The 22,405-nt window shown below is 72.7% G+C and carries 19 protein-coding genes; 11 read left to right on the top strand and 8 right to left on the bottom strand.

The annotated features are described in order from the left end of the window. Window positions 1-3: 3 nt before the first annotated feature. Complete coding sequence (cofC, locus tag EW117_RS09570; protein WP_129786067.1) at window positions 4-681, bottom strand: 2-phospho-L-lactate guanylyltransferase; 678 nt, start codon at window positions 679-681, stop codon at window positions 4-6. Next, on the bottom strand, window positions 678-1,598 hold the full coding sequence (cofD, locus tag EW117_RS09565; protein WP_129786065.1) for a 2-phospho-L-lactate transferase: 921 nt from the start codon (window positions 1,596-1,598) through the stop codon (window positions 678-680). The genes cofC and cofD overlap by 4 nt, the downstream gene beginning before the upstream one ends. A 31-nt stretch (window positions 1,599-1,629) precedes the next feature. On the opposite strand from cofD, the gene EW117_RS09560 reads away from it, so the two are divergent. Further along, on the top strand, window positions 1,630-1,953 hold the full coding sequence (locus tag EW117_RS09560; protein ID WP_129786063.1) for a thiamine-binding protein: 324 nt from the start codon (window positions 1,630-1,632) through the stop codon (window positions 1,951-1,953). 61 nt (window positions 1,954-2,014) lie between these two features. On the opposite strand, the gene EW117_RS29715 is transcribed toward EW117_RS09560, so the two are convergent. After that, window positions 2,015-2,173 (bottom strand): hypothetical protein, encoded by a 159-nt coding sequence (locus EW117_RS29715; RefSeq protein WP_207211825.1) that lies wholly within the window; start codon window positions 2,171-2,173, stop codon window positions 2,015-2,017. 228 nt (window positions 2,174-2,401) lie between these two features. Between EW117_RS29715 and EW117_RS09550 the strand changes: the two genes are divergently transcribed. Further along, the gene (locus EW117_RS09550) at window positions 2,402-4,486 is read left to right on the top strand and encodes a restriction system modified-DNA reader domain-containing protein (RefSeq protein WP_129786061.1); all 2,085 of its coding nucleotides are present in this window, start codon (window positions 2,402-2,404) and stop codon (window positions 4,484-4,486) included. A 12-nt stretch (window positions 4,487-4,498) separates the two neighbouring features. Here the strand turns inward: EW117_RS09550 and EW117_RS09545 are convergent, their stop codons facing one another. The 4 genes from EW117_RS09545 to metX all read right to left on the bottom strand — a co-directional run bounded on the left by EW117_RS09545 (window position 4,499) and on the right by metX (window position 8,543). Then, window positions 4,499-5,458, bottom strand: a complete 960-nt coding sequence (locus EW117_RS09545; RefSeq protein WP_129786059.1) for a zinc-binding dehydrogenase — start codon at window positions 5,456-5,458, stop codon at window positions 4,499-4,501. Window positions 5,459-5,462: 4 nt separating this feature from the next. Beyond that, the gene (locus EW117_RS09540; protein ID WP_207211824.1) at window positions 5,463-6,701 is read right to left on the bottom strand and encodes a YncE family protein; all 1,239 of its coding nucleotides are present in this window, start codon (window positions 6,699-6,701) and stop codon (window positions 5,463-5,465) included. Between the two features lie 77 nt (window positions 6,702-6,778). Next, complete coding sequence (locus EW117_RS09535) at window positions 6,779-7,216, bottom strand: VOC family protein (RefSeq protein WP_129786057.1); 438 nt, start codon at window positions 7,214-7,216, stop codon at window positions 6,779-6,781. Between the two features lie 40 nt (window positions 7,217-7,256). After that, on the bottom strand, window positions 7,257-8,543 hold the full coding sequence (metX, locus tag EW117_RS09530; RefSeq protein ID WP_129786055.1) for a homoserine O-acetyltransferase MetX: 1,287 nt from the start codon (window positions 8,541-8,543) through the stop codon (window positions 7,257-7,259). 412 nt (window positions 8,544-8,955) lie between these two features. On the opposite strand from metX, the gene EW117_RS09525 reads away from it, so the two are divergent. Then, window positions 8,956-10,401 (top strand): C40 family peptidase, encoded by a 1,446-nt coding sequence (locus tag EW117_RS09525; RefSeq protein WP_129786052.1) that lies wholly within the window; start codon window positions 8,956-8,958, stop codon window positions 10,399-10,401. A 74-nt stretch (window positions 10,402-10,475) separates the two neighbouring features. On the opposite strand, the gene EW117_RS09520 is transcribed toward EW117_RS09525, so the two are convergent. Beyond that, window positions 10,476-10,976 (bottom strand): inorganic diphosphatase, encoded by a 501-nt coding sequence (locus EW117_RS09520; protein ID WP_108493354.1) that lies wholly within the window; start codon window positions 10,974-10,976, stop codon window positions 10,476-10,478. 257 nt (window positions 10,977-11,233) lie between these two features. On the opposite strand from EW117_RS09520, the gene dacB reads away from it, so the two are divergent. The 8 genes from dacB (at window position 11,234) to folK (ending at window position 22,404) form a co-directional block, all read left to right on the top strand. After that, window positions 11,234-12,685, top strand: coding sequence for a D-alanyl-D-alanine carboxypeptidase/D-alanyl-D-alanine endopeptidase (gene dacB, locus EW117_RS09515; RefSeq protein ID WP_242504195.1), 1,452 nt, complete (start codon window positions 11,234-11,236; stop codon window positions 12,683-12,685). A gap of 33 nt (window positions 12,686-12,718) precedes the next feature. After that, window positions 12,719-13,798: a zinc-dependent metalloprotease gene (locus EW117_RS09510; protein ID WP_129786050.1), complete on the top strand. Its 1,080-nt coding sequence runs from the start codon at window positions 12,719-12,721 to the stop codon at window positions 13,796-13,798. A gap of 103 nt (window positions 13,799-13,901) precedes the next feature. Next, window positions 13,902-15,104: a tRNA lysidine(34) synthetase gene (locus EW117_RS09505; protein ID WP_129786049.1), complete on the top strand. Its 1,203-nt coding sequence runs from the start codon at window positions 13,902-13,904 to the stop codon at window positions 15,102-15,104. A gap of 3 nt (window positions 15,105-15,107) precedes the next feature. Continuing rightward, window positions 15,108-15,662 (top strand): hypoxanthine phosphoribosyltransferase, encoded by a 555-nt coding sequence (gene hpt / locus EW117_RS09500; RefSeq protein ID WP_129786047.1) that lies wholly within the window; start codon window positions 15,108-15,110, stop codon window positions 15,660-15,662. 196 nt (window positions 15,663-15,858) lie between these two features. Then, window positions 15,859-17,895 carry an ATP-dependent zinc metalloprotease FtsH gene (ftsH, locus tag EW117_RS09495; protein WP_129786045.1) on the top strand — a complete coding sequence of 679 codons (2,037 nt, stop codon included), beginning with the start codon at window positions 15,859-15,861 and terminating at the stop codon, window positions 17,893-17,895. 26 nt (window positions 17,896-17,921) lie between these two features. Then, window positions 17,922-18,545 (top strand): GTP cyclohydrolase I FolE, encoded by a 624-nt coding sequence (gene folE / locus EW117_RS09490; RefSeq protein ID WP_242504194.1) that lies wholly within the window; start codon window positions 17,922-17,924, stop codon window positions 18,543-18,545. 86 nt (window positions 18,546-18,631) lie between these two features. Beyond that, window positions 18,632-19,591, top strand: coding sequence for a dihydropteroate synthase (gene folP / locus EW117_RS09485; RefSeq protein WP_165362637.1), 960 nt, complete (start codon window positions 18,632-18,634; stop codon window positions 19,589-19,591). Then, window positions 19,588-22,404, top strand: coding sequence for a 2-amino-4-hydroxy-6-hydroxymethyldihydropteridine diphosphokinase (gene folK, locus EW117_RS30125; RefSeq protein ID WP_242504193.1), 2,817 nt, complete (start codon window positions 19,588-19,590; stop codon window positions 22,402-22,404). The genes folP and folK overlap by 4 nt, the downstream gene beginning before the upstream one ends. Window position 22,405: the final 1 nt, after the last annotated feature.

Genomic DNA, 22,405 nt, shown 5'->3' with positions numbered 1-22,405 from the left:
GGCTCACGCCGGGCCGGCGCGACACAGCCCGGGCACCTGCTGGCCGACGGCGGCGCGGACGTCATCCGGGAGCTGCGACCAGTCATCGGCAGTGTCCAGGTCGACGGCGGTGCCAGGACGGTGCACCACCACCGCACCCAACCCCCGCGCGTCCGCCTCGTCGAGATGCGCCGCGAGCGACCCGACGCCGAACCGGAACCGGAAGGCCTGGCCCGCGTCGTCCTCCGGGCGGAGAAGGAGGAGGTTGGTGCCCGAGCGGTAGCGATCCGTCGCGACCACCAGCGGCGCGTCCCTGGCGAGCAGCGCGGCGACGTCCGCGGGGGACAGCGCGGGCAGATCGGCGTGCGCCACCAGGAGCGGCCCGGGCGCCACGAGCACCTCACGGGCATACTCCAGGGCGGCGTTCAGCCCGGGCCGCTCGGCCGGCTGCTCCAGCACCTCCACGTCCAGCCCGGCCAGGGTCTCCCGCGCGAAGGCCGGGTCCGCCGTCACCACGACCACCCGCCCGATCCCGTCCGCGACAAGCAGCGTCGTCACCACGTGCCGCGCCAGTACCCGGACGAGCCGCCGCCGCGAGCCGGCGTCGAGCACCGCGGCCAGCCGCGACTTGCCGGAGACGCCGTCCCGGAGTGGCACCACCGCCGTCGTCGCCGGGGCAGGCCGCGGGACGCCGCCCGTCACGGCAGCGCCAGCAGCTCGCCTGCCAGGCGCTCGCGGCCGGCCGGGCCGCCCATGACGGTATCGGTGACGTGCACCCCGAGGCCGAGGTCCGCGACCGGTCCGGCGAGGGCCGCGTCGCGTTCGTCGATCACCATCACGTCCACCAGGTCGGCGTAGATCCGGGCCACGCCGAGGGCCGACACCTCGTGCCCGAGGCTCTCCAGGATCTGGGCCGCCGGGCCCTTGATCGCCTGTCCGCCCACGATCGGGCTCACGGCCACGCGGCGGCCGGGGGCCGCCAGCAGCGCCTCGCGGACGCCGCGTACCGCGAGCAGCGGCTCGATCGACAGGAACGGGTTCGACGGCGCGAGCACCACCAGCTCGGCGGCCAGCGCGTCGAGGACGCCGGGGGCGGGGCGGGCGTCGTCGGCCCCGTCGAAGTGCAGGCCGAGGACGGCGTCCGCATGCTGCCGGCCCACGAAGTACTCCTGGAAGCCGAGGCGGCCGGACGGCGTGTCGACGAGGGTCGCGAGGCGGTCGTCGGTGGCGGGCAGGATCCGCGGGCGGACTCCCATCGAGCGGGCCAGGTGCGCCGTGACGGCGGACAGCGGTTCGCCGTCACGCAGTCGCGCGGTGCGCACGATATGGGTGGCGAGATCGCGGTCGCCGAGCGTGAACCAGGTGTCCTCGCCGAGCTCCTTCAGCGCCGACAGGGTCGCGTAGGACTCGCCGCGCAGGCCCCAGCCTCGGTCCTCGTCGTTCAGCCCGGCGAGCGTGTACAGGACGGTGTCGATGTCGGGGGAGATGGACAGGCCGTGCAGCTCGGTGTCGTCGCCGACGTTCACGACGACGGTCAGGGACGGTGCGTCGAGTGCGAGATCCAGGCCGTGCGCCAGCCGCGCACCGCCGACTCCACCCGCGAGGAGGGTGACGTTCACGCGTCGAGCCTACGCGGGGCAGACTGGGGGCATGGCTCTCTTCGCGTTCTCCGTCGCCCCCATGACCGCCGGCGAGTCCGTCGCCGACGCCGTCGCCGAGGCGGTCCGCCTCGTCCGGGAGTCCGGGCTCCCCAACCGCACGACCTCGATGTTCACCGAGATCGAAGGATCATGGGACGAGGTGATGCCCGTGATCCAGCGCGCCACCGACGCCGTCGCCCGCGGCGGGCACCGCGTGTCGCTCGTCATCAAGGCCGACATCCGCCCGGGTGCGCCGGCCGGGCAGATCGACAGCAAGATCGCCCGGGTCGAGGAGCGCCTTGCGGCCGACGAGTCGGAGACGGGCCACTCCTGACCCGTTGGTTCTGGGCGGGATCGTTGCGCCCATAACGGGCACGTAGGCGCAACGATCGCGCTCACAACCAAGGCCCGGCGGCCAGCACCATGAGCACGATGGCGGACGCGACCCGCAGCGGCCCCTCGACCGGCTGCACGGGCAGGGCGACGGCGTACCCGGCCACGATGCCGGCGACCAGCGCGGGCCACAGCGTCGTCAGCGACGCCGCGGCGCTCATCGCTGTGCCCGGTGGCACCTCCCCGCGCCGCGCACCTGCTGGCCGGCGACGGAACGTCGCCGGGACAGGAACGCAGGAGCATGGATGGTCATCATGTCCGAAACGGTAGGCGGGACCAGCACCTCGTGACAAGTGTCACGACACCTTCACTCCCGTGTTTCTGGTCCCTTGCCCCCGGCCTTTAGGCTAGGGCGGACCGATGCCGCAGGACCCCGGGGAGATCACGAGATGCCATTGTTCGAGGTCGACACCCAGCGGCCCCTCCTCGTGACGTCCGCCAAGGGCGCCGGCGGGTCGGAACCGGGCCTGAAGACCACGGCGAACCAGGTGGTCGACTCCCACATCGACGGTCTCCTCGGTGAAGAGGTCTTCCCGATCGCGCAGGGCTCGGGCCCGGACGAGCCGCACCTGCTCGCGCTCGACGCGTCCGGTTCGCCCGTCGTCGTCGAGCTCGTGGCGGACCTCGACCGGGAGAACCTCGCCAAGGCGCTCGACCACGCCGGCGCCGCCGGCCGGCTGACGCGCGCGGACCTCGCGGCGCGCTACAGCGGCGGGGCGAGCTCCTTCCAGCACGACGTCGCCGCCTTCTACGACAGCGTGCCCATCACCCGCACGCAGGCGGGGAAGAACAGCGGTAACGGCGCGCGGCTCATCATCATCTGCCAGAACGCGCCCGACGAGATCCTCAACGCCGTCGACTTCCTGCGCCAGCCCACCATGCCCGTCGAGGTGCTGAAGATGGGCGTCGTGAACTCGGACGACGGCCGCAAGTTCCTCGACGTCTCGCCGCTCGTGGTGCACCTTCCGCCGGGGCTGCCCGCGCCCAAGTCGGCGCCGATCGGCGGCGCGATCACCAGTTCCATCACGGGCGCCAGGGACAGTGCGGTCAGCACCTCGATGGACACCGGCGTCACGGGCGGCGTCGCGGGCGGCTCCACGCCACCCAAGGACGCGTTCGAGGAGGGCGTCAAGGTCGGCTACGCCCTTACCGGCAAGATGCCGGTCATCGCGCAGGCCCCGCAGTCCCGCTCCGACCGGACGCCGCAGGCGCTGCAGTCCCGCTCCGAGCGTGCGGCGCAGCAGGGCAAGCAGCCGAACCGGGCCGGTAGCTCGCCCGCGCCGCTCGCCGACAACCCGCCGTCGGGCCCGACCAACGCGGCCACCGGCCTGCGGTCGAGCCTCCGCAGCGGTGGCTCGCGCGGCAGCACGCCCGAACGCACCGTCGGCACCCGTGCCGCCCGCCGGGCGCAGGCCGCGGCGGCCTCGTCCGAGAGCGTCCCCGCGCCGGCCTCCGGCCCGACCGGCCCGAGCAGCGGCAGCGCGCCGGTCTCCCCGGCACGTCCCGGCGCCGACTCCCGCCCGACGCCGACCACCCCGCCGCGGCTGGCCCCGAGCCGTTCCTCGCTCGGCGACGCCGCCGCGCCGACGCCGCCCGCGGTTCCCGCCCCGCCTCCGGCCCCGGAGCAGACTCCGTCCGTGCGGCGCCGCTCGCGTACCGACCGGTTCGCGGCGTCCACGCAGCCCGACGAGCCGATGTCTGCCTACCCGCCGTCCAACCCGACGCCCTCCGCCGAGGCCACCTACCCGCCGCCGCCACAGCCGCAGGTGGAGGAGAACCTCTGGCAGCCGACGTCGTACGGGGACGATTCCAGCTATGCGGCGCCGTCCTCCGACGAGCCGGTCGACTTTGACATCACCCGGCCGCGTTACACGCCGGAGCCCGCGTACAGCGCCGAGTCGAGCTTCGCGCCCGCCGCACCCGCGTACGGCTACCCGCCTGACGCCCCGGCCGGGTACGCGGACCAGGGCGGTTACGGCTACGGCGAGCAGTCCGGGTACCAAGCGCCCTACGCCGACGCGCCGGCCCCGGTCGCCACGGAGCAGAACCCGTGGGAGTCCGGCGGCTACATGGCCGGGCCCGAGGACGGTTACGGCCAGACGACGTTCGCCGCGGACCCGTACCCGTCCAGCGCCCCCGAGGCGCCGGCCCGGCCCGTGCCGCCGGGCGAGAGCATTCGGGCCAGCACCCCGATGCTGTTCGAGGAGGAGGACGACCCGGACCTGGAGGCGCTCGCCCGCAGCATCGGCACCCCCACGCGCATCGTGTGGTCGCGTCCCCGTCGCAACCAGCACTTCGAGGCGATGCTCCTGCCGGACGGCGCCATCGAGCTCGCCAACGGCGCGCGCTACCGGCACCCGGACTCGGCGGCCACGGCCGCGTCGGGCTCGTACACGGCCGACGGCTGGAGCGTGTGGCGCATCGGAGACACCGGCCCCACGCTGGTCGAGGAATTCTCCCGCCGGTTCTCCTGACCCCTCGGGGAGTCAGGGGCGGACGACGACCTTGCCGAACTGGGTGCCCTCCTGCAGCCGGGCCAGGCCTGCGGCGGCCTGCGTGAGCGGCACCTCGGCGTCGAGCACCGGGCGGACGCCGGTGCGGGCGCAGAACCGCGCGAGCGCGCCCAGGTCGTCCCGTGAGCCCATGGTGACGCCCTGTACCCGGATCTCCTGGAAGAAGATGCGGGTCAGCTCGGCCGGTGCGGCGTCGCCCGACGTCGCACCGCAGACCAGCACCGTGCCGCCCGGTCGCACCGAGCGGATCGAGTGGCCCCAGGTCGCCTGGCCCACGGACTCCAGCACGGCGTCGACGCGCGCGGGCAGGCGCGCGCCCACCTCGACGGCGCCCGCCGCGCCCAGGGTGACGGCCCGCTCCCGCTTCTCCGCGGACCGGGACGTCACCCAGACCTCCAGGCCGGCCGCTACGCCCAGCGTGACCGCGGCCGTCGCGAGCCCGCCGCCCGCGCCCTGCACGAGCACGCGGTCACCCGGCGCGAGGCCGCCCGCCGTGAACAGCATGCTGTAGGCGGTGAGCCACGCGGTCGGCAGGCACGCGGCCTCCTCGAACGACAGCTCCGCGGGCTTGGGCACGAGGTTCGCCGTCGGCACGGAGACCCGTTCGGCGAGGGTTCCGGGGTAGCGCTCCGACAGGAGTGAGCGTGGTTCCTTCGGCCCGACACCGTGGCCGTCGGCCCCGATGACGCCGTGCACGATCACCTCGGTCCCGTCCGGGGCGACGCCGGCCGCGTCGGTGCCGAGGATCATCGGGAGCTGCTGCTCCTTCAGGCCGACGCCGCGCAGCGAGAACAGGTCGTGGTGGTTCAGGCTCGCGGCCCGGACGTCCACCGTGGTCCAGTGCTCCCTCGTGTCCGGTTCCGGTCGGTCACCCACCTCCAGGCCGTCGAGCGGGCTGTCGGGCGAGAAGCTGGTCACGTAGGCGGCAAGCATGCAGTCAACCTACCTGTGCCGTGGCGCCGGACCAGCCGGCCGGGACGGTGCCCAGCCGCACGCGCTGGGGATGGTCGCCCACCGGCACCGATCCGATCTTCTGCCCGGTCTCGAAGTCGATGGACGTCACCTGGTCGGCCTCCGACTCGGAGACGACGCAGGCCGCACCGTCGCCGGTCACGGTGGTCCAGTACGGCTTGGCGACGTCGACTAGCGGCCCCTCGGCGAGCGTCGCGCGGTCGACGACCACCGCGTAGTCGTCCATGGTCCCGGCGACGCACAGGTGCTCGCCGGTGGGTTCCATGGCCAGACCGTGGTGGCGCGAGTCGTTGACCATCTGGTCTCGCCGTCCCTCGAACACGCGTGGCAGCGTCTTGACCCGCGTGATCCGGTCGCTCGCGACGTCGTACTCCAGGAACCCGCCGAAGAACGACACCTGGAAGTACAGCTTCGACTCGTCGGGGCTGAACGCGGCGGGGCGGACGGCGTCGGACAGGTGGTCCAGCCCGGCCTCGTCGAGCCGCTCGCGCATGTCGATCTCGCGCACCACCTCGAACGTCTCGGCGTCGGCCACCGTGATGACGCGGTCGCCCTTGAGGAAGTCGAGCGCGGGGGCGTCGAGGTCGTTGTTGACCTCGCCGATCGACATGTTCCAGATGAGCCCGTCGGACGTGTAGACGTTCTCGTGTGGCTTGTCGCCGGTGGGGAACGAGCCGGCCTCGGCGCCGGTCTCGATGTCCAGCACGTGCACCCGGTTGCCGGTCGACGCCGAGACGGCGACCTGCGTCCCGTCGGGGGAGACAGCCATGTGGTCCGCCCGCAGGCCAGAGACCGGGAACCGCCACTCGACCTCGCCGGTGGCGAGGCTGATGGAGACGACGTCGGCGAAGCTCGGGCGCGACACCACCAGGGAGGAGCCGTCCGGCGTGGTGTACATGTCGTCGGCGAACTGGTCGTGGCCCTCGCCCACGGTCTCCCGGATGACCAGGAAGGCGGCCAGCCGGACCGGGTCGCGGTAGATCTCGCGCATCCGCTGCTCGCGGTCGGGGATCACGTCGATCTGACCGACCGGGGTGAGGTCGGCGCCCGAGGACAGCACGGAGGCGGTGCCGTCCCAGTTGTTGGCGACGAAAAGCACCTCCTGGGCCGTTGGATCGGCGTGTGCCGGGGTGGACGCGCCGACCGCGCCCGACGTCACCAGGCCCAGCGTGGCAAGGATGGAGAGTGCACCGCGTCGTGTCACTGCTGCTCCCTTCGTCGAGCTGATCAGCCATGATCAGCTCGACGAAGGCTACTGGAGACAGGTTCAGTAACGGAAGATCACCCGGCGGTTTGCTCGGTAGCGACGTCGAACATCCAGGAGACGCCGTACTTGTCCGTGAGCGCCCCGTAGTAGTCGCCCCAGGGTGCAAGCTCGAACGGCTGGCCCGGCGTCCCGCCGTCGGACAGCTTCTCGAAGGCGCCCTTGATGTAGTCGTGGTCGTCCGGGGTGCCCGTCAGGGCGACGGTCACGCCGGACGAGGGCGCCACGTACTCCATGAACGACGGCGTGTCCGCCGCCATGATCGTGAGGCCGCCCGGGGTGTCGAGCTGCCCGTGCATGACGAGGTCCTTGTCCTCGTCGGGAGTGGGCATCCCCTCCATCGGGGTCCCACCGAACGTGCTGACGTCGAGCTCTCCGCCGAGCACAGACTGGTAGAAGGCCAAGGCTTCCTTGGCCTCGGACTTGAAGCTGAGGTATGGGTTGAGCTTTGCCATACGGCCACGCTAGCCCCGGGACCCGCACCGCGCTGGATGGTTACCCGAGGAACTCACTGACCATCGGGCCGATCTGGTCGGCCTCGACCAGGAACCCGTCGTGGCCGACGTCGCTGGTCACGATCCGCAGGGGCTCCGCCCTCGGGATCCACTGCGCGAGCCGCGCGGACTGCGCCGGCGGGAACAGCCGGTCGCTGTCCACCGCCACCACCAGCGTCCGGGCGGTGATCTGGGAGAGCGCCGCCTCGACGCCGCCGCGGTCGCGGCCCAGGTCGTGCGACAGCATCGACTCGGTGAGCACGAGGTAGGAGTTGGCGTCGAACCGGCGGGCCAGCTTGTCGCCGTGGTGGTCCAGGTAGGACTGCACGGCGAACCGGCCGCCCGCGAACGGGTCCTCGCCGCCCTGTGGCAGCCGCCCGAACCGCTGGTCCAGCTCGTAGCCCGTGCGGTACGTCGTGTGCGCGATCTGCCGGGCGATGCCCAGGCCGGTGTGCGGGCCGTCGTCGTCGGCCGCGTCGTAGTAGTCGCCGTCCCGGAAGCGGGGGTCGACGCGGATCGCGGCGAGCTGCGGGTGCGCCCACGCGATCTGGTCCCCGCCGGTCTGGGCGGTCGTGGCGATGGCCGCGACATTGCGGACGTCGATGCCGGCCTCGGGCCCGAGCAGTGCCCACTCCAGCACGCGGAGCCCGCCCATCGAGGCGCCGATCACCAGCTCCCACGAGGCGATCCCGAGCTCCCGGGACAGCGCGACCTCCACGGCCACCTGGTCGCGCGTGGTGATGTACGGGAACCGGCCGCCCCACGGGCGGCCGTCCTGCGCCGTCGACGACGGACCGGTGGTGCCCTGACACCCGCCGAGCGCGTTGGGCGCCACCACGAAGTAGCGGTCGGTGTCGATGGGCTTGCCCGGGCCCACCATCTGCGCCCACCAGCCGTCGGTCACGTGCCCAGGTCCGGCCTCGCCCGTCACGTGCGAGTCGCCCGTCAGCGCGTGCAGCACGAGGACGGCGTTGGTGCCGGTGTCGTTCAGGGTGCCCCAGGTCTCGTAGGCCACGCGGACGGCGGGCAGGCGGCCGCCGGCCTCCAGGTCGAAGGCGCCGACGTCGGCGAACTGCCGGCGTCCGGGGTCGTCGCCGTCCCGCCACGCGCCGCTCGCGGGCACCGGCGGCTTGCTGCGGGAGCGCGAGGTCTGGACCGGGTCGGCGGGGCTCGGCGGGGCGCCGCCCTCCGTGCCGAGCGCGCTGTCCGGTGCCGGAAAGGGTACGAGCGCCGAGCGGACCTGTTGGCCCGGGACGTCGTGCGCGGCCCTCGGTGTGGTGATGGCCATCATTTCTCCTGCGGCTCGGGGTGGGTGGCGGGGCTTCTGGCGAACTGGCCGAGACATGCCCCAGGGGCCTGCGCATCAGGAGGTGGGTCCGCGGCGGTCGGTGCGCACGCGGAGTGTCGGCCGAGCGGGCCGAGGGCAGGCGAACGTGCGCTGTTCAGCAGCTACACATTCGACGAGTCATGGGTGAGACCGTAGACGGCGGTTGCCGGGGCCGATAGGGATGTCTTGCATTTTGAGATCTGGAAATGAGACGGCGCGCGGGATCGGCGGGCCTGATCCGCTCTTGGCGGACTGTTTGCCTTCCGGTAGCGCGAGCCGACACCTTGGGTCACATTGGACCGGTGACACGGGAGTGATTCACAAGATCTGCGCAAGGCGACACGCCGGAAGTGCGCTGATCGGGAGGGGGATCATGGGACAGGTCCGAGGTGGGGACGAGCCGACCGGTCGCTGGGCCGGGCTGGTGGGCGGCTCGGTGGGCGGCTCGGTGGGCGGCTTGGTGGGCCGGGCCGCGGGACGGCACACGGCGGCGCCCGACCGGCACGGTCATGGCACGGTGCTGGCGCTCCGGGCGTTGGGGGCGGCGGTGCTCGCGCTCGGGCTGGTGATCCCGTGGGGCCCGGTCGCCGAGGCTGACCCGCCCGCCGATCCGCCGTCCGCCGAGGAGGCCCAGGCGGCCCGGAATGCGGTCGCCGCCGGGACCCTCGACGTCCAGCAGGCGGAGGCGGCGCTGGTCGCACTTCGTACGGAGCTGCGGGCCAGCCAGGTCCGCGTGCAGGTGGCGGCGGCCGACTACGCCGAGGCACAACAGGCCGTCGAGGAAGCCCGGCAGGAGGTCGCCGAGGCGCGGTCCGCCGCCGAGAAGGCGCACCAGGGCGAGGTGACGGCACGGGCGAGCCTGGCGGAGGTGTACCGGGCGTCGGCCCGAGCCGCTGACCTGGGGCCGCTCGGCGTCGCCCTCGAGGCGGACTCGGTTCCCGACCTCGTGGGGCGCAGTGCCGCGGAACGCGCGGTGCAGCGCAAGCTCGGGGGAGCCCTCGCCGACTACCAGGAAGCGCGCGCGTCGTCGGAGTCCGCCGACGCGCGCTGGACCGCCGCGAAGAAGCAGCGCGACGTGGCCGCCGCTCAGGCCCGGGCGGCGTACGACGACGCCCAGGCGGCGGCCGCCGATCTCGAGGCGCGGACGCAGGCTGCCGAGATCCAGCGAAGAGCCCTTGTCGAGCGGCTCGCGCAGCTGCGGCAGACCAGCGTGCAGATCGAGCAGGAGCGGGAGGCGGCCCGCGCCGCGGCGGCCGAGGCTGCCCGCGAGGCCGCGGCGAAGGCGGAGCTCGAACGGCAGCAGCAGGCCAGGGCCGCGGCTGGCGCGGAGGCTTCCGGTGCTATGGCCGAGGTCCCCGCTCCCGCGGATGTGTTGGCGCCCTCCGGTGAGCAGCCGGCGCCGGCACCCGCGCCCGTGGGCCCGCCGACGTCCGGGGTGACGAACGGGTCGGAGGCCCGGGGATACGGCGCGGTGGCCTGGGCGCGGACCAAGCTCGGGGCGCCCTACCTGCTCGGGGCGGCCGGGCCGGCGTTCTACGACTGCTCGGGCCTGACGATGATGTCGTGGGCCAGCCAGGGCGTGAACATCACACGGACGTCGCGGTCGCAGTACCTCGTGGTCGGCAAGGTGGACTACGGGTCGCTCCGGCCGGGTGACCTGATCTTCTACGGCTCGGACCCCAGCGACCCGTCGTCGATCTATCACGTGGCCATGTACACCGGCGGCGGCATGATGATCGAGGCGACGCTGCCGGGCCAGCCGCTGGGGGAGCACCCGCTGCGCCTGGCGGACGCGATGCCCTACGCGGGCCGTCCCTGACCGCATTGTTGTGGGCGTGATCGTTGCGGCTAAAACGGGCAGGTAGTCGCAACGATCACGCCCACAACAAAGGTTCAGTGCTTGTCGTAGTAGCCCGTGTCCTTGGCGCGCTGGATCGAGCGAACGATCTCGGCCTCGGCGTCGGAGCGACCCACCCAGTGGGCGCCCTCGACTGACTTGCCCGGCTCGAGGTCCTTGTAGACCTCGAAGAAGTGCTGGATCTCCAGGCGGTGGAAGTCCGAGACGTCGTCGATGTCCTGGCGCCATGCTGCGCGCTGGTCGCCCGTGGGTACGCAGAGCACCTTGTCGTCGCCGCCGGCTTCGTCGCGCATGCGGAACATGCCGAGGGCGCGGCACTTGATCAGGCAGCCCGGGAACGTGGGCTCTTCCAGCAGGACGAGTGCGTCCAGGGGGTCGCCGTCCTCACCGAGGGTGCCCTCGATGAAGCCGTAGTCGTCCGGGTAGCGCGTCGAGGTGAAGAGCATGCGGTCGAGGCGGATGCGTCCGGTCTCGTGATCCACCTCGTACTTGTTCCGCTGACCCTTGGGGATCTCGATCGTGACGTCGAACTCCACGCCGATGTGCTCCAGTTCTCGATGATGGTCGCTGCAGGCTGTTGCTGCGGCGGCGGTATTGCGCCTGTCCAGTGTGCCATGTGTCTTGTATCCGGACCGTTACCTGTGGTCAGAACCACTCTCCGCGTTGGGCATAATTCGCAGCGGGCGCGTCGCGCGCGCGAATCGGGTGCGCGAGCGGGTGAAATTTCCCGTGAATCGCCGCTGCCGTACCCGTCGCGTGGTTTGCCGCGACTAGAGTTGGCTATGGCTTTTACATGACGATCGAGAGGATGCCCATGGAGTGGGGGTTGCGCTCCGGCGCTGCCGTCGCCGCGGTCGTCGCGCTGTTCGGTGGATACCTGGTCGCCGACGCGTACGACATGGTCCCCGGCATGCTCACCACCGCCGAGCCGTGGCCCGAGCCCAGCCCCTTCCCGTCCGCGCCCGGCGCGGTCGAGGGACCTGCTCCCGCGGCCTTCCTGCAGGGCCTCCCGGACGACGCGCCGGTGCCGGACAGCGTGGAGATGCAGCGCCTCGTGACCAGCCTGGCCAAGGACAAGCGGCTCGGCTCCCGCGTCGGCGTCGTGGTCGCCGACGGGCAGTCGGGCCAGGTGCTCGGCTCGTCGAGCCCGGACAAGCTGATGACCCCCGCGTCCACGCAGAAGCTGTTCACCGGCGTCGCGGCGCTCTCGTCGTTCCCCGCGGACTCCACGCTGGACACCCGCGCCGTCATGGCCGACGACAACACCGTGGTCCTCGTCGGTGGCGGCGACATGATGCTCTCGGCAGGCCATGGCGACGCCGACGCGGTCAACGGTCGGGCCGGCCTGGCCGACCTCGCGCAGCAGGTCGCGGCCAAGGTGAAGGTGACCGGCACCACCGAGGTGCGCGTCGCGCTCGACGACTCGCTCTTCACCGGCGACGACATCGCGCCGACCGTGGCGAGCCCGGACATCGCGGCGGGCTACATCGCGCCGGTCGCGTCCCTCGGGATCAACGTCGGTCTGCTGTCGGACGGCTACGGCGACAACGGGCCCCGCGCGTCCGACCCCGGCAAGTACGCCGCCGAGGTCTTCTCCGCGGCGCTCGAGGACGAAGGGCTCAAGACCGCCGGTGCCGTGGTGAGCGAGACCGCCCCGGACGACGCGCGGGTGCTCGGCGAGGTCAGCTCCGCTCCGCTCGCCGACGTCGTCGGGTTCGCCATGCAGTACTCCGACAACACGATCACCGAGGTCCTCGGGCGTCTCGTCGCGGTCGAGGCGGGCCTGCCCGGCTCGAACGACGGCGCGACGCAGGCCGTGATCGCGAGCGCGAGGCGGCTCGGCGTCGACATGACCGGCGCCCGGCTGCGCGACTGCTCCGGTCTCGGGGACGGCTCGTACCTGAGCACGCAGCAGCTCGTGGACCTGCTCGGGGTCATGGTCGATCCCGCGAACGCGGAGCTGCGCAGCGAGGCCGTCGGCATGCCGATCGCGGGCCTGTCGGGCACGCTGGACAGCGGCCACGGGCGGTTCACCGGGGACAACGCGGCGCGCGGCCTGGCCCGCGCCAAGACCGGCAGCCTGCCCAAGGTGCGGGCGCTCGCCGGGACCGTGGTCACCGCCGACGACCGGCTGCTGGTCTTCTCGGTCCTTGCCGACTCGATCCCCGCGGACCGGACGGTAGGGGCCACGTGGATCTACGACGCGTTCGTCGGCGACCTCGCGGCGTACTCGGTACAGGGCTGACGCGGCACCGGCCGTGACGGTTACCGTGGTCGGGTGACCCAGGCCCCCACAGCCCCGCAGATCGTCGACTGGTCGGCGGCAGCACAGATCGCCGGGCGCCTCGCCGCGCCTGGCCCACAGGCGCCACGGGAGGAGCTCGACGCCCTGGTGCGGGGCTTGCGCGGCGCGGCGGCGGACGCCGTCGGGCACGTGCTGGAGACCACGCGGATGACGCCGTTCGACGGCGGCGCGGCGCTGAGCCCGGTCGCGGTGGTGGACCGCGCGACCTGGGCACGCGCCAACACGCGGTCCATCGCGGTCATGACCGACGGGATCGGCGCCGCCGTCGCCGAGATCTCCAAGGCGGCCACCTCGCCCGGTGCCCAGATGGCCGGGGCCGCCGAGATCGGGGCCGTGCTCGCGCTGCTCAGCGGGCGGGTGCTGGGCCAGTTCGACCCGTACTCCTCCGGGTCGGGCCGCCTCCTCCTCGTGGCACCCAACGTGCTGCAGGCGGAGCAGGCGCTCCGCGTCCCGGTGCGCGACTTCCGGCTGTGGGTGTGCCTGCACGAGCAGACGCACGCCCTGCAGTTCGGCGCGGCACCGTGGCTCTCGGACCACCTCAGCGGCCGCATGCGGCACCTGGTGACGGGCATGGCGCGGACGTCGGCCGAACTGGCCAAGGCCCGGTTCGACAGGAAGATCATCACCATCGGGCGGAACGTGCTCGCCACCCTGCGCGGCGAGAACGGCACCCTGATCGACGGCATGCTCACGCACGAGCAGAAGGACGAGCTCGCCGACATCACCGCGGTCATGGCCCTCCTGGAGGGGCACGCGGACGTCATGATGGACGCCGTCGGGCCGCGGGTGGTGCCGTCCGTGCGCCGCATCCGGGCCCGGTTCGAGCGGCGGCGCGACGGCGAGGGGCGCAACTCCTTCGACATGGTCGTGCAGAAGCTGCTCGGCATGGACGCCAAGCTCGCGCAGTACCGCGACGGCGCGGCGTTCGTGCGGTCCGTGGAGCGGACGGTGGGCCGAGACGGGCTCAACGCCGTCTGGGCCGCTTCGGAGAACCTGCCGAGTGCCCGGGAGATCGCCGACGCCCGCGCGTGGGTGCGTCGGGTGCACGGATGAGTGCGGGTGTGCGGGTGAGTGCCGGTGTGCGGGCGAGGCCCGGCGTACGGATCACGGCGGCGGGTGCGGCGCTCTCGCCGTCCGACGACGGGGACGCCTGACCGTGGCTCGTGTCGACCCCGCTGTCGCCGCGGCCCGGAACGCGGTGCGGGCGGTGGTGGCCGGGCTCGGCCCGGACGACCTGGTGCTGGTCGCCTGTTCCGGCGGCGCGGACAGCCTCGCGCTCGCCGCGTCGGCGGCGTTCGAGGCCCGGCAGGTGGGCCGCTCCGTCCGGTCGCGCGGGTACGCCGTGCGGGCGGGCGCCGTGATCGTGGACCACGGGCTCCAGCCGGGCTCTGCCGAGGTCGCCGAACGGGCGGCGGAGCAGTGCCGCGCCCTGGGCCTCGACCCGGTGCTGGTCCGGCGTGCGGTGTGGCCCGGGCGCGCCGGCGCCGAGTCCGTGGCCGTCGAACGTAGGACTGGGCGCGGTAAGAGCGCCCATAAGGCAACGAGGCCTACGTTCGACAAGGTCGGGCCCGAGGCAGCTGCCCGGGATGCGCGGTACGGCGCGCTGGAGGCGGTCGCGGAGGAGACCGGGGCCGCGCTGGTGCTGCTCGGCCACACCCTCGACGACCAGGCGGAACAGGTGCTGCTGGGGCTGGCCCGGGGCGCCGGCGCACGGTCACTGGCCGGTATGCCGCGCGAGCGGGGCATCTTCCGCCGACCGTTCCTGGGGCTGCGGCGCGCGCAGACCGAGGCGGTGTGCAAGGCGTCGGGCCTGGAGTTCTGGACCGACCCCACCAACCTGCTGCCCGACGCCGCCGCACCCGCATCAGATCGCGGGGAGTTCACGCCGCTGCGCTCGCTGGTGCGGGGGCGGGTTCTGCCCGTTCTGGAGGAAACCCTCGGGCCCGGCGTCGCCGAGGCCCTCGGGCGCAGCGCGGACCAGCTGCGCGATGACGCCGACCTGCTCGACACCCTCGCCGCGGAGCTCCTGGAGCGGGCCCGCGAGGTCGTGGCCGCCGGGGAACCCGACCCCGAGCACGTCCTCGACGCCGGCGTCCTGGAGCGGGCCCATCCGGCGCTCCGGCGTCGTGCCCTGCGGCTCGCCGCGCTCGCCGTGGGCTGCCCGCCGTCGGACACCACCACGCGGCACGTCGACGCGCTGGACGCGCTCGTCGTGTCCTGGAGCGGTCAAGGCACCGCCCACCTCCCGGGCGGCGCACGAGCCCGTCGCGTGTATGGCAGGCTTTTCCTGCGCGCCGCGCCGAACGGTCTCCCGGGCGGCGAGACCGGCGTCCGACCCCCCAGCACAACCCAGGAGTAACTCGTGGACCAGTCCGACGTCGGCCCCGACCTCGCAGAGATCCTGCTCACGGAGGAGCAGCTCACCAAGAAGCTCGACGAGATGGCCGTGCAGATCGATGCGGACTACGCGGGCAAGGATTTGCTCCTGGTGGGTGTCCTCAAGGGCGCCGTCATGGTGATGGCCGACCTGTCCCGGCGCCTGCACCACAAGGCGCAGATGGACTGGATGGCCGTGTCGTCGTACGGCTCGGGCACCAAGTCCTCGGGCGTGGTCCGGATCCTGAAGGACCTCGACAGCGACCTGACGGGCCGCAACGTCCTCATCGTCGAGGACGTGATCGACTCGGGGCTCACCCTGTCCTGGCTCGTATCGAACCTGCGGTCGCGCGGTCCCGAGTCCGTCGAGATCGCCTCGATGTTGCGCAAGCCGGACGCCGCCCAGGCCGACGTCGACGTGAAGTACCTGGGTTACGACATCCCGAACGAGTTCGTGGTGGGCTACGGCCTCGACTACGCCGAGAACTATCGGAACCTGCCGTTCGTTGCCACCCTGGCACCGCACGTCTACGGCGGCTGAGAGAGCGGCTGACGCTCTCGGCACCGCTCGGCGCCGCGCGTGTCCGTCCCGGGCGGTTCGTCACGTCCGGGCGAGCTGTGGCCCAGGCATCACATGCTCTGGGCGAACACTCGGGGCTCCTGTCAGGGAGACCATGTAGTTTCGACGGAAACATACTGCGCGAGCGGAGGGAAACGGGGCTCGGTCCCCGTCGCCGATGAACATCAAGAAGCTTCTGAGTGGGCCTGTCATCTGGATCCTGGTCGCCTTGGTCGTGGTGACGCTGGCCATCTCGGCACTGAACCAGCCCAATGTCTCGCGAATCGAGACATCACAGGGAATTGAGCTGCTCAACGGCAGCACGGTCGAGCATGCCCTCATGGTCGACGGCGAGCAGCGGGTCGAGCTGGAGCTCTCGAAGGCGTACAAGTCGACCGAGGGTGAGGGCGACGCCGCCGAAGAGGTCGACCACGGCACCACGGTCGAGTTCTTCTACACCCTGCCGCAGGGCGACCGCGTCGAGGACGCCATCGTGAAGTCCGCCCCGGCCGACGGGTTCGACTCGGAGGTGCCGCAGCCCAGCTTCTGGTCCTCCATGCTGTCGGTGCTCATCCCGTTCCTCCTGATCGGCGTCGTGTTCTGGTTCCTGCTGTCGCGGGCCCAGGGCGGCGGCAACCGGGTCATGGGCTTCGGCAAGTCCAAGGCCAAGCTGGCCAGCAAGGACACCCCGCAGGTGACCTTCTCCGACGTCGCTGGCGCGGACGAGGCGGTGGAGGAGCTCCAGGAGATCAAGGAGTTCCTGCAGGAGCCCGCCAAGTTCCAGGCCGTCGGAGCCAAGATTCCCAAGGGCGTGCTGCTGTACGGTCCGCCCGGTACGGGTAAGACGCTCATCGCGCGCGCCGTCGCCGGTGAGGCCGGCGTGCCGTTCTACTCGATCTCCGGCTCGGACTTCGTCGAGATGTTCGTCGGCGTCGGCGCCAGCCGCGTCCGCGACCTCTTCGAGCAGGCCAAGCAGAACTCGCCGGCGATCATCTTCGTGGACGAGATCGACGCCGTCGGCCGGCACCGTGGTGCGGGTATGGGCGGCGGGCACGACGAGCGCGAGCAGACGCTGAACCAGATGCTCGTCGAGATGGACGGCTTCGACGTCAAGACGAACGTCATCCTCATCGCCGCGACCAACCGTCCCGACATCCTCGACCCGGCGCTGCTGCGCCCGGGGCGCTTCGACCGGCAGGTCGCCGTGGAGGCCCCCGACCTCAAGGGCCGCGAGGCGATCCTCAAGGTGCATGCCCAGGGCAAGCCCATGGTCGACACCGTGGACCTCGAGGCGGTCGCCCGCCGTACGCCCGGCTTCACGGGTGCGGACCTGGCGAACGTGCTCAACGAGGCCGCGCTGCTCACCGCGCGCAGCGGCGCCCAGCTGATCGACGACCGCGCCCTGGACGAGGCCATCGACCGCGTCGTGGCCGGTCCGCAGAAGCGCACCCGCGTCATGAACGTCAAGGAGCAGAAGATCACGGCGTACCACGAGGGCGGGCACGCCCTCGTCGCCGCGGCGATGCGCTACACGGACCCCGTGACCAAGGTGACGATCCTGCCGCGCGGCCGCGCGCTGGGCTACACCATGGTGATGCCGCTCGAGGACAAGTACTCGACCACGCGCAACGAGCTGCTCGACCAGCTCGCGTACGCGATGGGCGGCCGCGTCGCCGAGGAGATCGTGTTCCACGACCCCACGACGGGCGCCTCGAACGACATCGAGAAGGCCTCGGCGATCGCCCGCAAGATGGTCACCGAGTACGGCATGAGCGAGAAGGTCGGCGCCATCAAGCTCGGCACGAGCGCCGGCGAGCCGTTCCTCGGCCGCGACTACGGGCACGAGCGGGACTACTCCGAGTCCGTGGCGGGGACCATCGACGACGAGGTGCGCAAGCTCGTCGAGGCCGCGCACGACGAGGCGTGGGAGGTGCTGACCCAGCACCGCGACGTGCTCGACGAGCTGGTGCTGCGTCTGCTCGACAAGGAGACGCTCAACCAGCACGAGCTGGCCGAGGTCTTCGCGCCCGTCGAGAAGCGCCCTGCCCGCGACGTCTGGCTGTCCAGCGAGCAGCGCACCGTGCACACGCGCGGACCGGTGCTCACGCCCAAGGAGCTGGCCGCGCAGAACGGGCACTCCACAGTCATACCGCAGGACGAGGCGGTGCTGGACTCGGCGGCGCCGTCGGACGCTGCGCCTGACTCGCCGAACTGAGCAGCGACGAGGACCGGAGCAACACCATGACCGACAGGTCACTCACTCCCGTGACCGCGCCCGTGCGTCGTGCGGCGGACATTCCGCCGTACGACGCCGCGCGGGCCGAGGCCGCGGTGCGCGAGTTCCTCCTCGCCGTCGGCGAGGACCCTGAGCGGGAGGGCCTGCGGGAGACGCCGGCCCGCGTGGCCCGGGCGTACCGGGAGATCTTCGCCGGCCTGCGGCAGGAGCCGCAGGAAGTGCTGACCACCACCTTCGACCTCGGGCACGAGGAGATGGTGCTGGTCAGGGACATCGAGGTGTACTCGACCTGCGAGCACCACCTCGTGCCGTTCCATGGCGTCGCGCACGTGGGGTACATCCCGAACGTGGACGGCCGCATCACCGGCCTGAGCAAGCTGGCCCGCCTGGTCGAGGTCTACGCGCGTCGTCCCCAGGTACAGGAACGCATGACCACGCAGATCGCGGACTCGCTGCTGGAGCTCCTCGAGCCGCGCGGTGTGCTCGTGGTGGTCCAGTGCGAGCACCTGTGCATGTCGATGCGCGGCGTGCGCAAGCCGGGCTCACGGACCATCACCTCCGCGGTGCGCGGGGTCATGAGGGACCCTGCCACCCGAGCCGAGGCGATGAGCCTCATCCTCGGGAAGTGACGGTGGCTCCCCCCGCCGGCCATCCCTCCCGGGACGCCCGGGTGCTCGGCCTGCCGGAACTCACCGGCGTGGGCCGCACCCTGGTGATGGGTGTCGTCAACGTCACGCCGGACTCGTTCTCGGACGGCGGCGAGTGGTTCGAGCCGTCCGCCGCCGTCGCGCACGGGATGGAGCTGCTCGGCGAGGGTGCCGACATCCTGGACGTGGGCGGGGAGTCCACCCGGCCCGGGTCCGTGCGCGTCCCGCAGGACCAGGAGCTGGCCCGCGTGCTGCCCGTGATCGAGCAGCTCGCGGCGCACGGCGCGATCGTGAGCGTGGACACCACCCGCGCGGCCGTCGCGGAGCGGGCGGTGGCCGCGGGGGCGCGGATCGTGAACGACGTCTCGGGCGGCCTCGCCGACTCCGAGATGGGCCGCGCGGTGGCCGAGACCGGCGCCGCCTACGTGGCCATGCACTGGCGCGGGCACGCGGACGTCATGGACTCCCTCCAGGTGTACGACGACGTGGTGGCCGACGTCCGCGACGAGCTCACGGCCCGCATGGCCGCCCTGCACGACGACGGAGTGCGGGCCGAGCAGGTGGTCCTGGATCCCGGGCTCGGCTTCGCCAAGGCCGGTGCGCTGAACTGGCCGCTGCTGGCTCACCTCGACGCACTTCACCAGCTGGGCCGCCCGGTGCTCGTGGGCGCGTCCCGCAAGCGGTTCCTGGGTCACCTGCTCGCGGACTCGGCCGGGCACATGGCACCGCCGCGCGCCCGAGATGACGCCACGGCCGCCATCTCGGCCCTCTCGGCCGCCGCGGGCGCCTGGTGCGTGCGCGTGCACACGGTCCGGGCCAGCGCGGACGCCGTCAAGGTGGCGGCGGCGTGGACTGCCGCGGCCGCTGAGCCCCGGGTAGGGTCACCGGGTACCTCTCCCCAATCCGCACCGGGGGCATTGACTTCCACCGTGGCCTTGACCACAGAATCGTGGACGGCCGGGGAACAGGACATGCCGACCTGGCAGGATTCCGGTGCACGTAAAGACGACGGGGGGAGACCACGGTGACCACAGCGTTCGGAACGGGCGTTACGGGCCCGGACGGCCGGTCGCTGGACCAGGTCCAGCTGACGGGCGTGAGCGCGCGGGGGTACCACGGTGTGCTGCCGTCGGAGCGACAGACCGGCCAGGAGTTCCGGGCCGATGTCGTGCTGTACCTGGACACTCGCCCGGCTGCCGCCGGCGACGACCTGGCGCAGACGGTGAGCTATGCGGACGTGGCGAGCGACGTCCACGACATCCTGACGGGCGAGCCCGCCGACCTGGTCGAGACGGTGGCCGAGCGGATCGCCGCCGCGGTGCTTGCCCGGCCGCAGGTCGAGGCGGTGGACGTGCGCGTGCACAAGCCGCAGGCGCCCATCCCGGTGCCGTTCGCCGACGTCGAGGTGACGATCCGCCGCGACCGCGTCCACGCGCCGGTCGTGGCCGCGCCGGCGACTCTGGCCCGCTCCGCCGAGGCCGTGGGCCCGGCCGCGGGCGCGGATGCGCTGCAGAAGGCGCACGACGCCCTTCGGCAGAGCCAGGAGCCGTCCGAACTGGCCTATGAGCCGAACCAGCAGGACACGTTCCGGACCGAGCCGCCCGTCGACTCGTGGAACGAGGCCGCCGAGCGCTCACGGAGCGGGTCCGACGCCGCGTCGTTCGCCGCCGAGCCCGTGCAGCAGGACTTCGAGCCGATCGGCCGTCCGGCGACCGACGAGCCGGAGCCCTTCCAGCCCGAGCCCTACCGGCCGCCGGAGCCGTATCAGCCGGAGCCGTACCAGCCCGAGCCGGCCGAACCGGTACAGCAGCGGACGGAGTCGTCCTTCGAGGCGGAGCCGCTCGTCGAGCGGGTCCCGGCCTCGGTGCCGTCCGCCGCGCAACCGCCCGTCGAGATGCCGGAGCCCCGGCCCGTGCCCGAGCTGATCGCGCCCGAGCCGCTCCAGGTGGTCCCCGCGGCGTGGGACCTGCAGCCGGACGCACCGGCACCGGCCGAGCAGCGGGACCAGCGCGCGCAGGAGCCGGTGTTCCAGCCGGAGGAGCAGTTCCAGGCCGAGCCGGTGTTCGAGCCGGTCCAGCAGTACGAGTCGGTCCAGGGCCTCGACCAGCGGCAGGCCCCCGACCGGTCGAACGGCTTCGAGCAGCAGTACGACCCGTTCGCGCAGCCGGAGCAGGCCCAGCCCGAGCAGCAGGGCCAGCGGTTCGAGCAGCAGGGCTACGAGCAGCCGCAGCAGTACGACCAGCGGCAGCAGCAGGGTTACGACCAGCCTCAGCCGGTCGACCCGCAGCAGAACCAGTACGACCAGCTGTTCGAGCAGCAGTACGACCGGGGCGAGATGGAGACCACCCGGGTATCGGGGGCCGTCCCCGACTCCGCCGTCGGGCAGCCGGAGCAGTACGCCCAGGAGCAGTACCAGCCCGAGGGGTACCAGCAGGAGCCGCGCGACCGGTTCGACGAGGTGCCCGCCGGATACGTGGAAGTGGTCATCGCCATCGGCGCCAACCTGGGCGATCCGCAGGCGACCATGCGGTCCGCGGTCGCCGAGCTGGACCGGCTGCCCGGCCTGCAGATCACCGACGTGTCCCCGCTGGCCCGCACGGCCGCCGTCGGGGGCCCCGAGGAGCAGCCCGACTACCTCAACGCGGTGCTGCTCGCCCGCACCACCCTCTCGGCCCGCGCGCTGCTGCACGCGTGCCAGGAGGTCGAGAACGTGCACGGCCGCACCCGCGAGGAGCACTGGGGCCCGCGCACGCTGGACGTCGACCTGATCACCTACGGCAACCTGACCGACTCCGCGGACGACCTCGAGGTGCCGCACCCCCGTGCGCACGAGCGGGCGTTCGTCCTGGAGCCCTGGTCGCAGATCGCGCCCGACGCCGTGCTGCCCGGCCTGGGCGGCGGCCCGGTGGCCCAGCTCGCGGCCACGGCGCCGGACCGGGCCGGCATCCGCTGGCTCGCCCTCGACTGGCTGACCGACCCCGAGCCCGAGCAGGGCGGCGGCGGCGCGGGTGCCACGCACCCGACCGCGCCCGACGACGGCGGACAGCCGCCGGCGCAGGACGCGCACGTCGCCGAGATGCCGCCGACCCTGCCGCCGTCGCTCCCGCCGAGCGGTCGCCCGCAGGCCTCGCCCGGCGGTCCCGTCGTCGAGGTGCCGGGTGGCGGTCACCCGCAGGGGCAGCACAGCGGCCAGGTAGACCTCGACCGCCAGGTGCCCGGCGGCGCACCGCAGCAGGAGGGGTACCCCGGCGGCCCGCACCCGCAGGCTCACTCCAGCGGGCCGGTGCCGGGCTCGGGCGGCTCCGTGCCGATCCCGCAGCAGGTGTCGCAGGCCGCACCCGCCACGCCGCGCGCGGCGCCGCCGGCCGGGATGCCGGGCAGCGGGTCCGCCGTTCCGCCGCCGGAGGAGGCGCTCGTGCCGGCGCCGCCCGCACCCATCGCACCCCGCGCGGTGCGCGACACGGCGCACGAGGAGCCCGAGCACGAGCCGCTGCCCCAGCAGACGCCGGCCAAGCCGGTGTTCGCGCCGGTCAACCCGTCGCGCCAGCAGAGCGGTGTCTTCCCTCCGGTGAACGGTGGCGGCGCCCAGGAGCCGGCGGCCCCGGTGTTCGCCCCGGTGAACACCCCGCCGAACGGGATGGCCGATTTCGGCCAGAACGGCCTGCCGAACGGTCAGGTCAACGGGCACGCCAACGGTCAGCCGGACGGCTACGACAGCGACCACACGGTCATCCGGGTGCCGGGCTTCGTCGGTGACCGGCAGGCCGCGCCGTCGGACGGCCCGATCGACTCGGTCCCCTCGTGGGTGCCGGTCCGGGACGAGCGGGGGCGCGACGCCTGAC

It is taken from the genome of Promicromonospora panici, from assembly GCF_900608595.1.
Classification (GTDB): Bacteria; Actinomycetota; Actinomycetes; order Actinomycetales; family Cellulomonadaceae; genus Promicromonospora; species Promicromonospora panici.
This window is presented reverse-complemented; position numbering and strand designations above follow the sequence as displayed.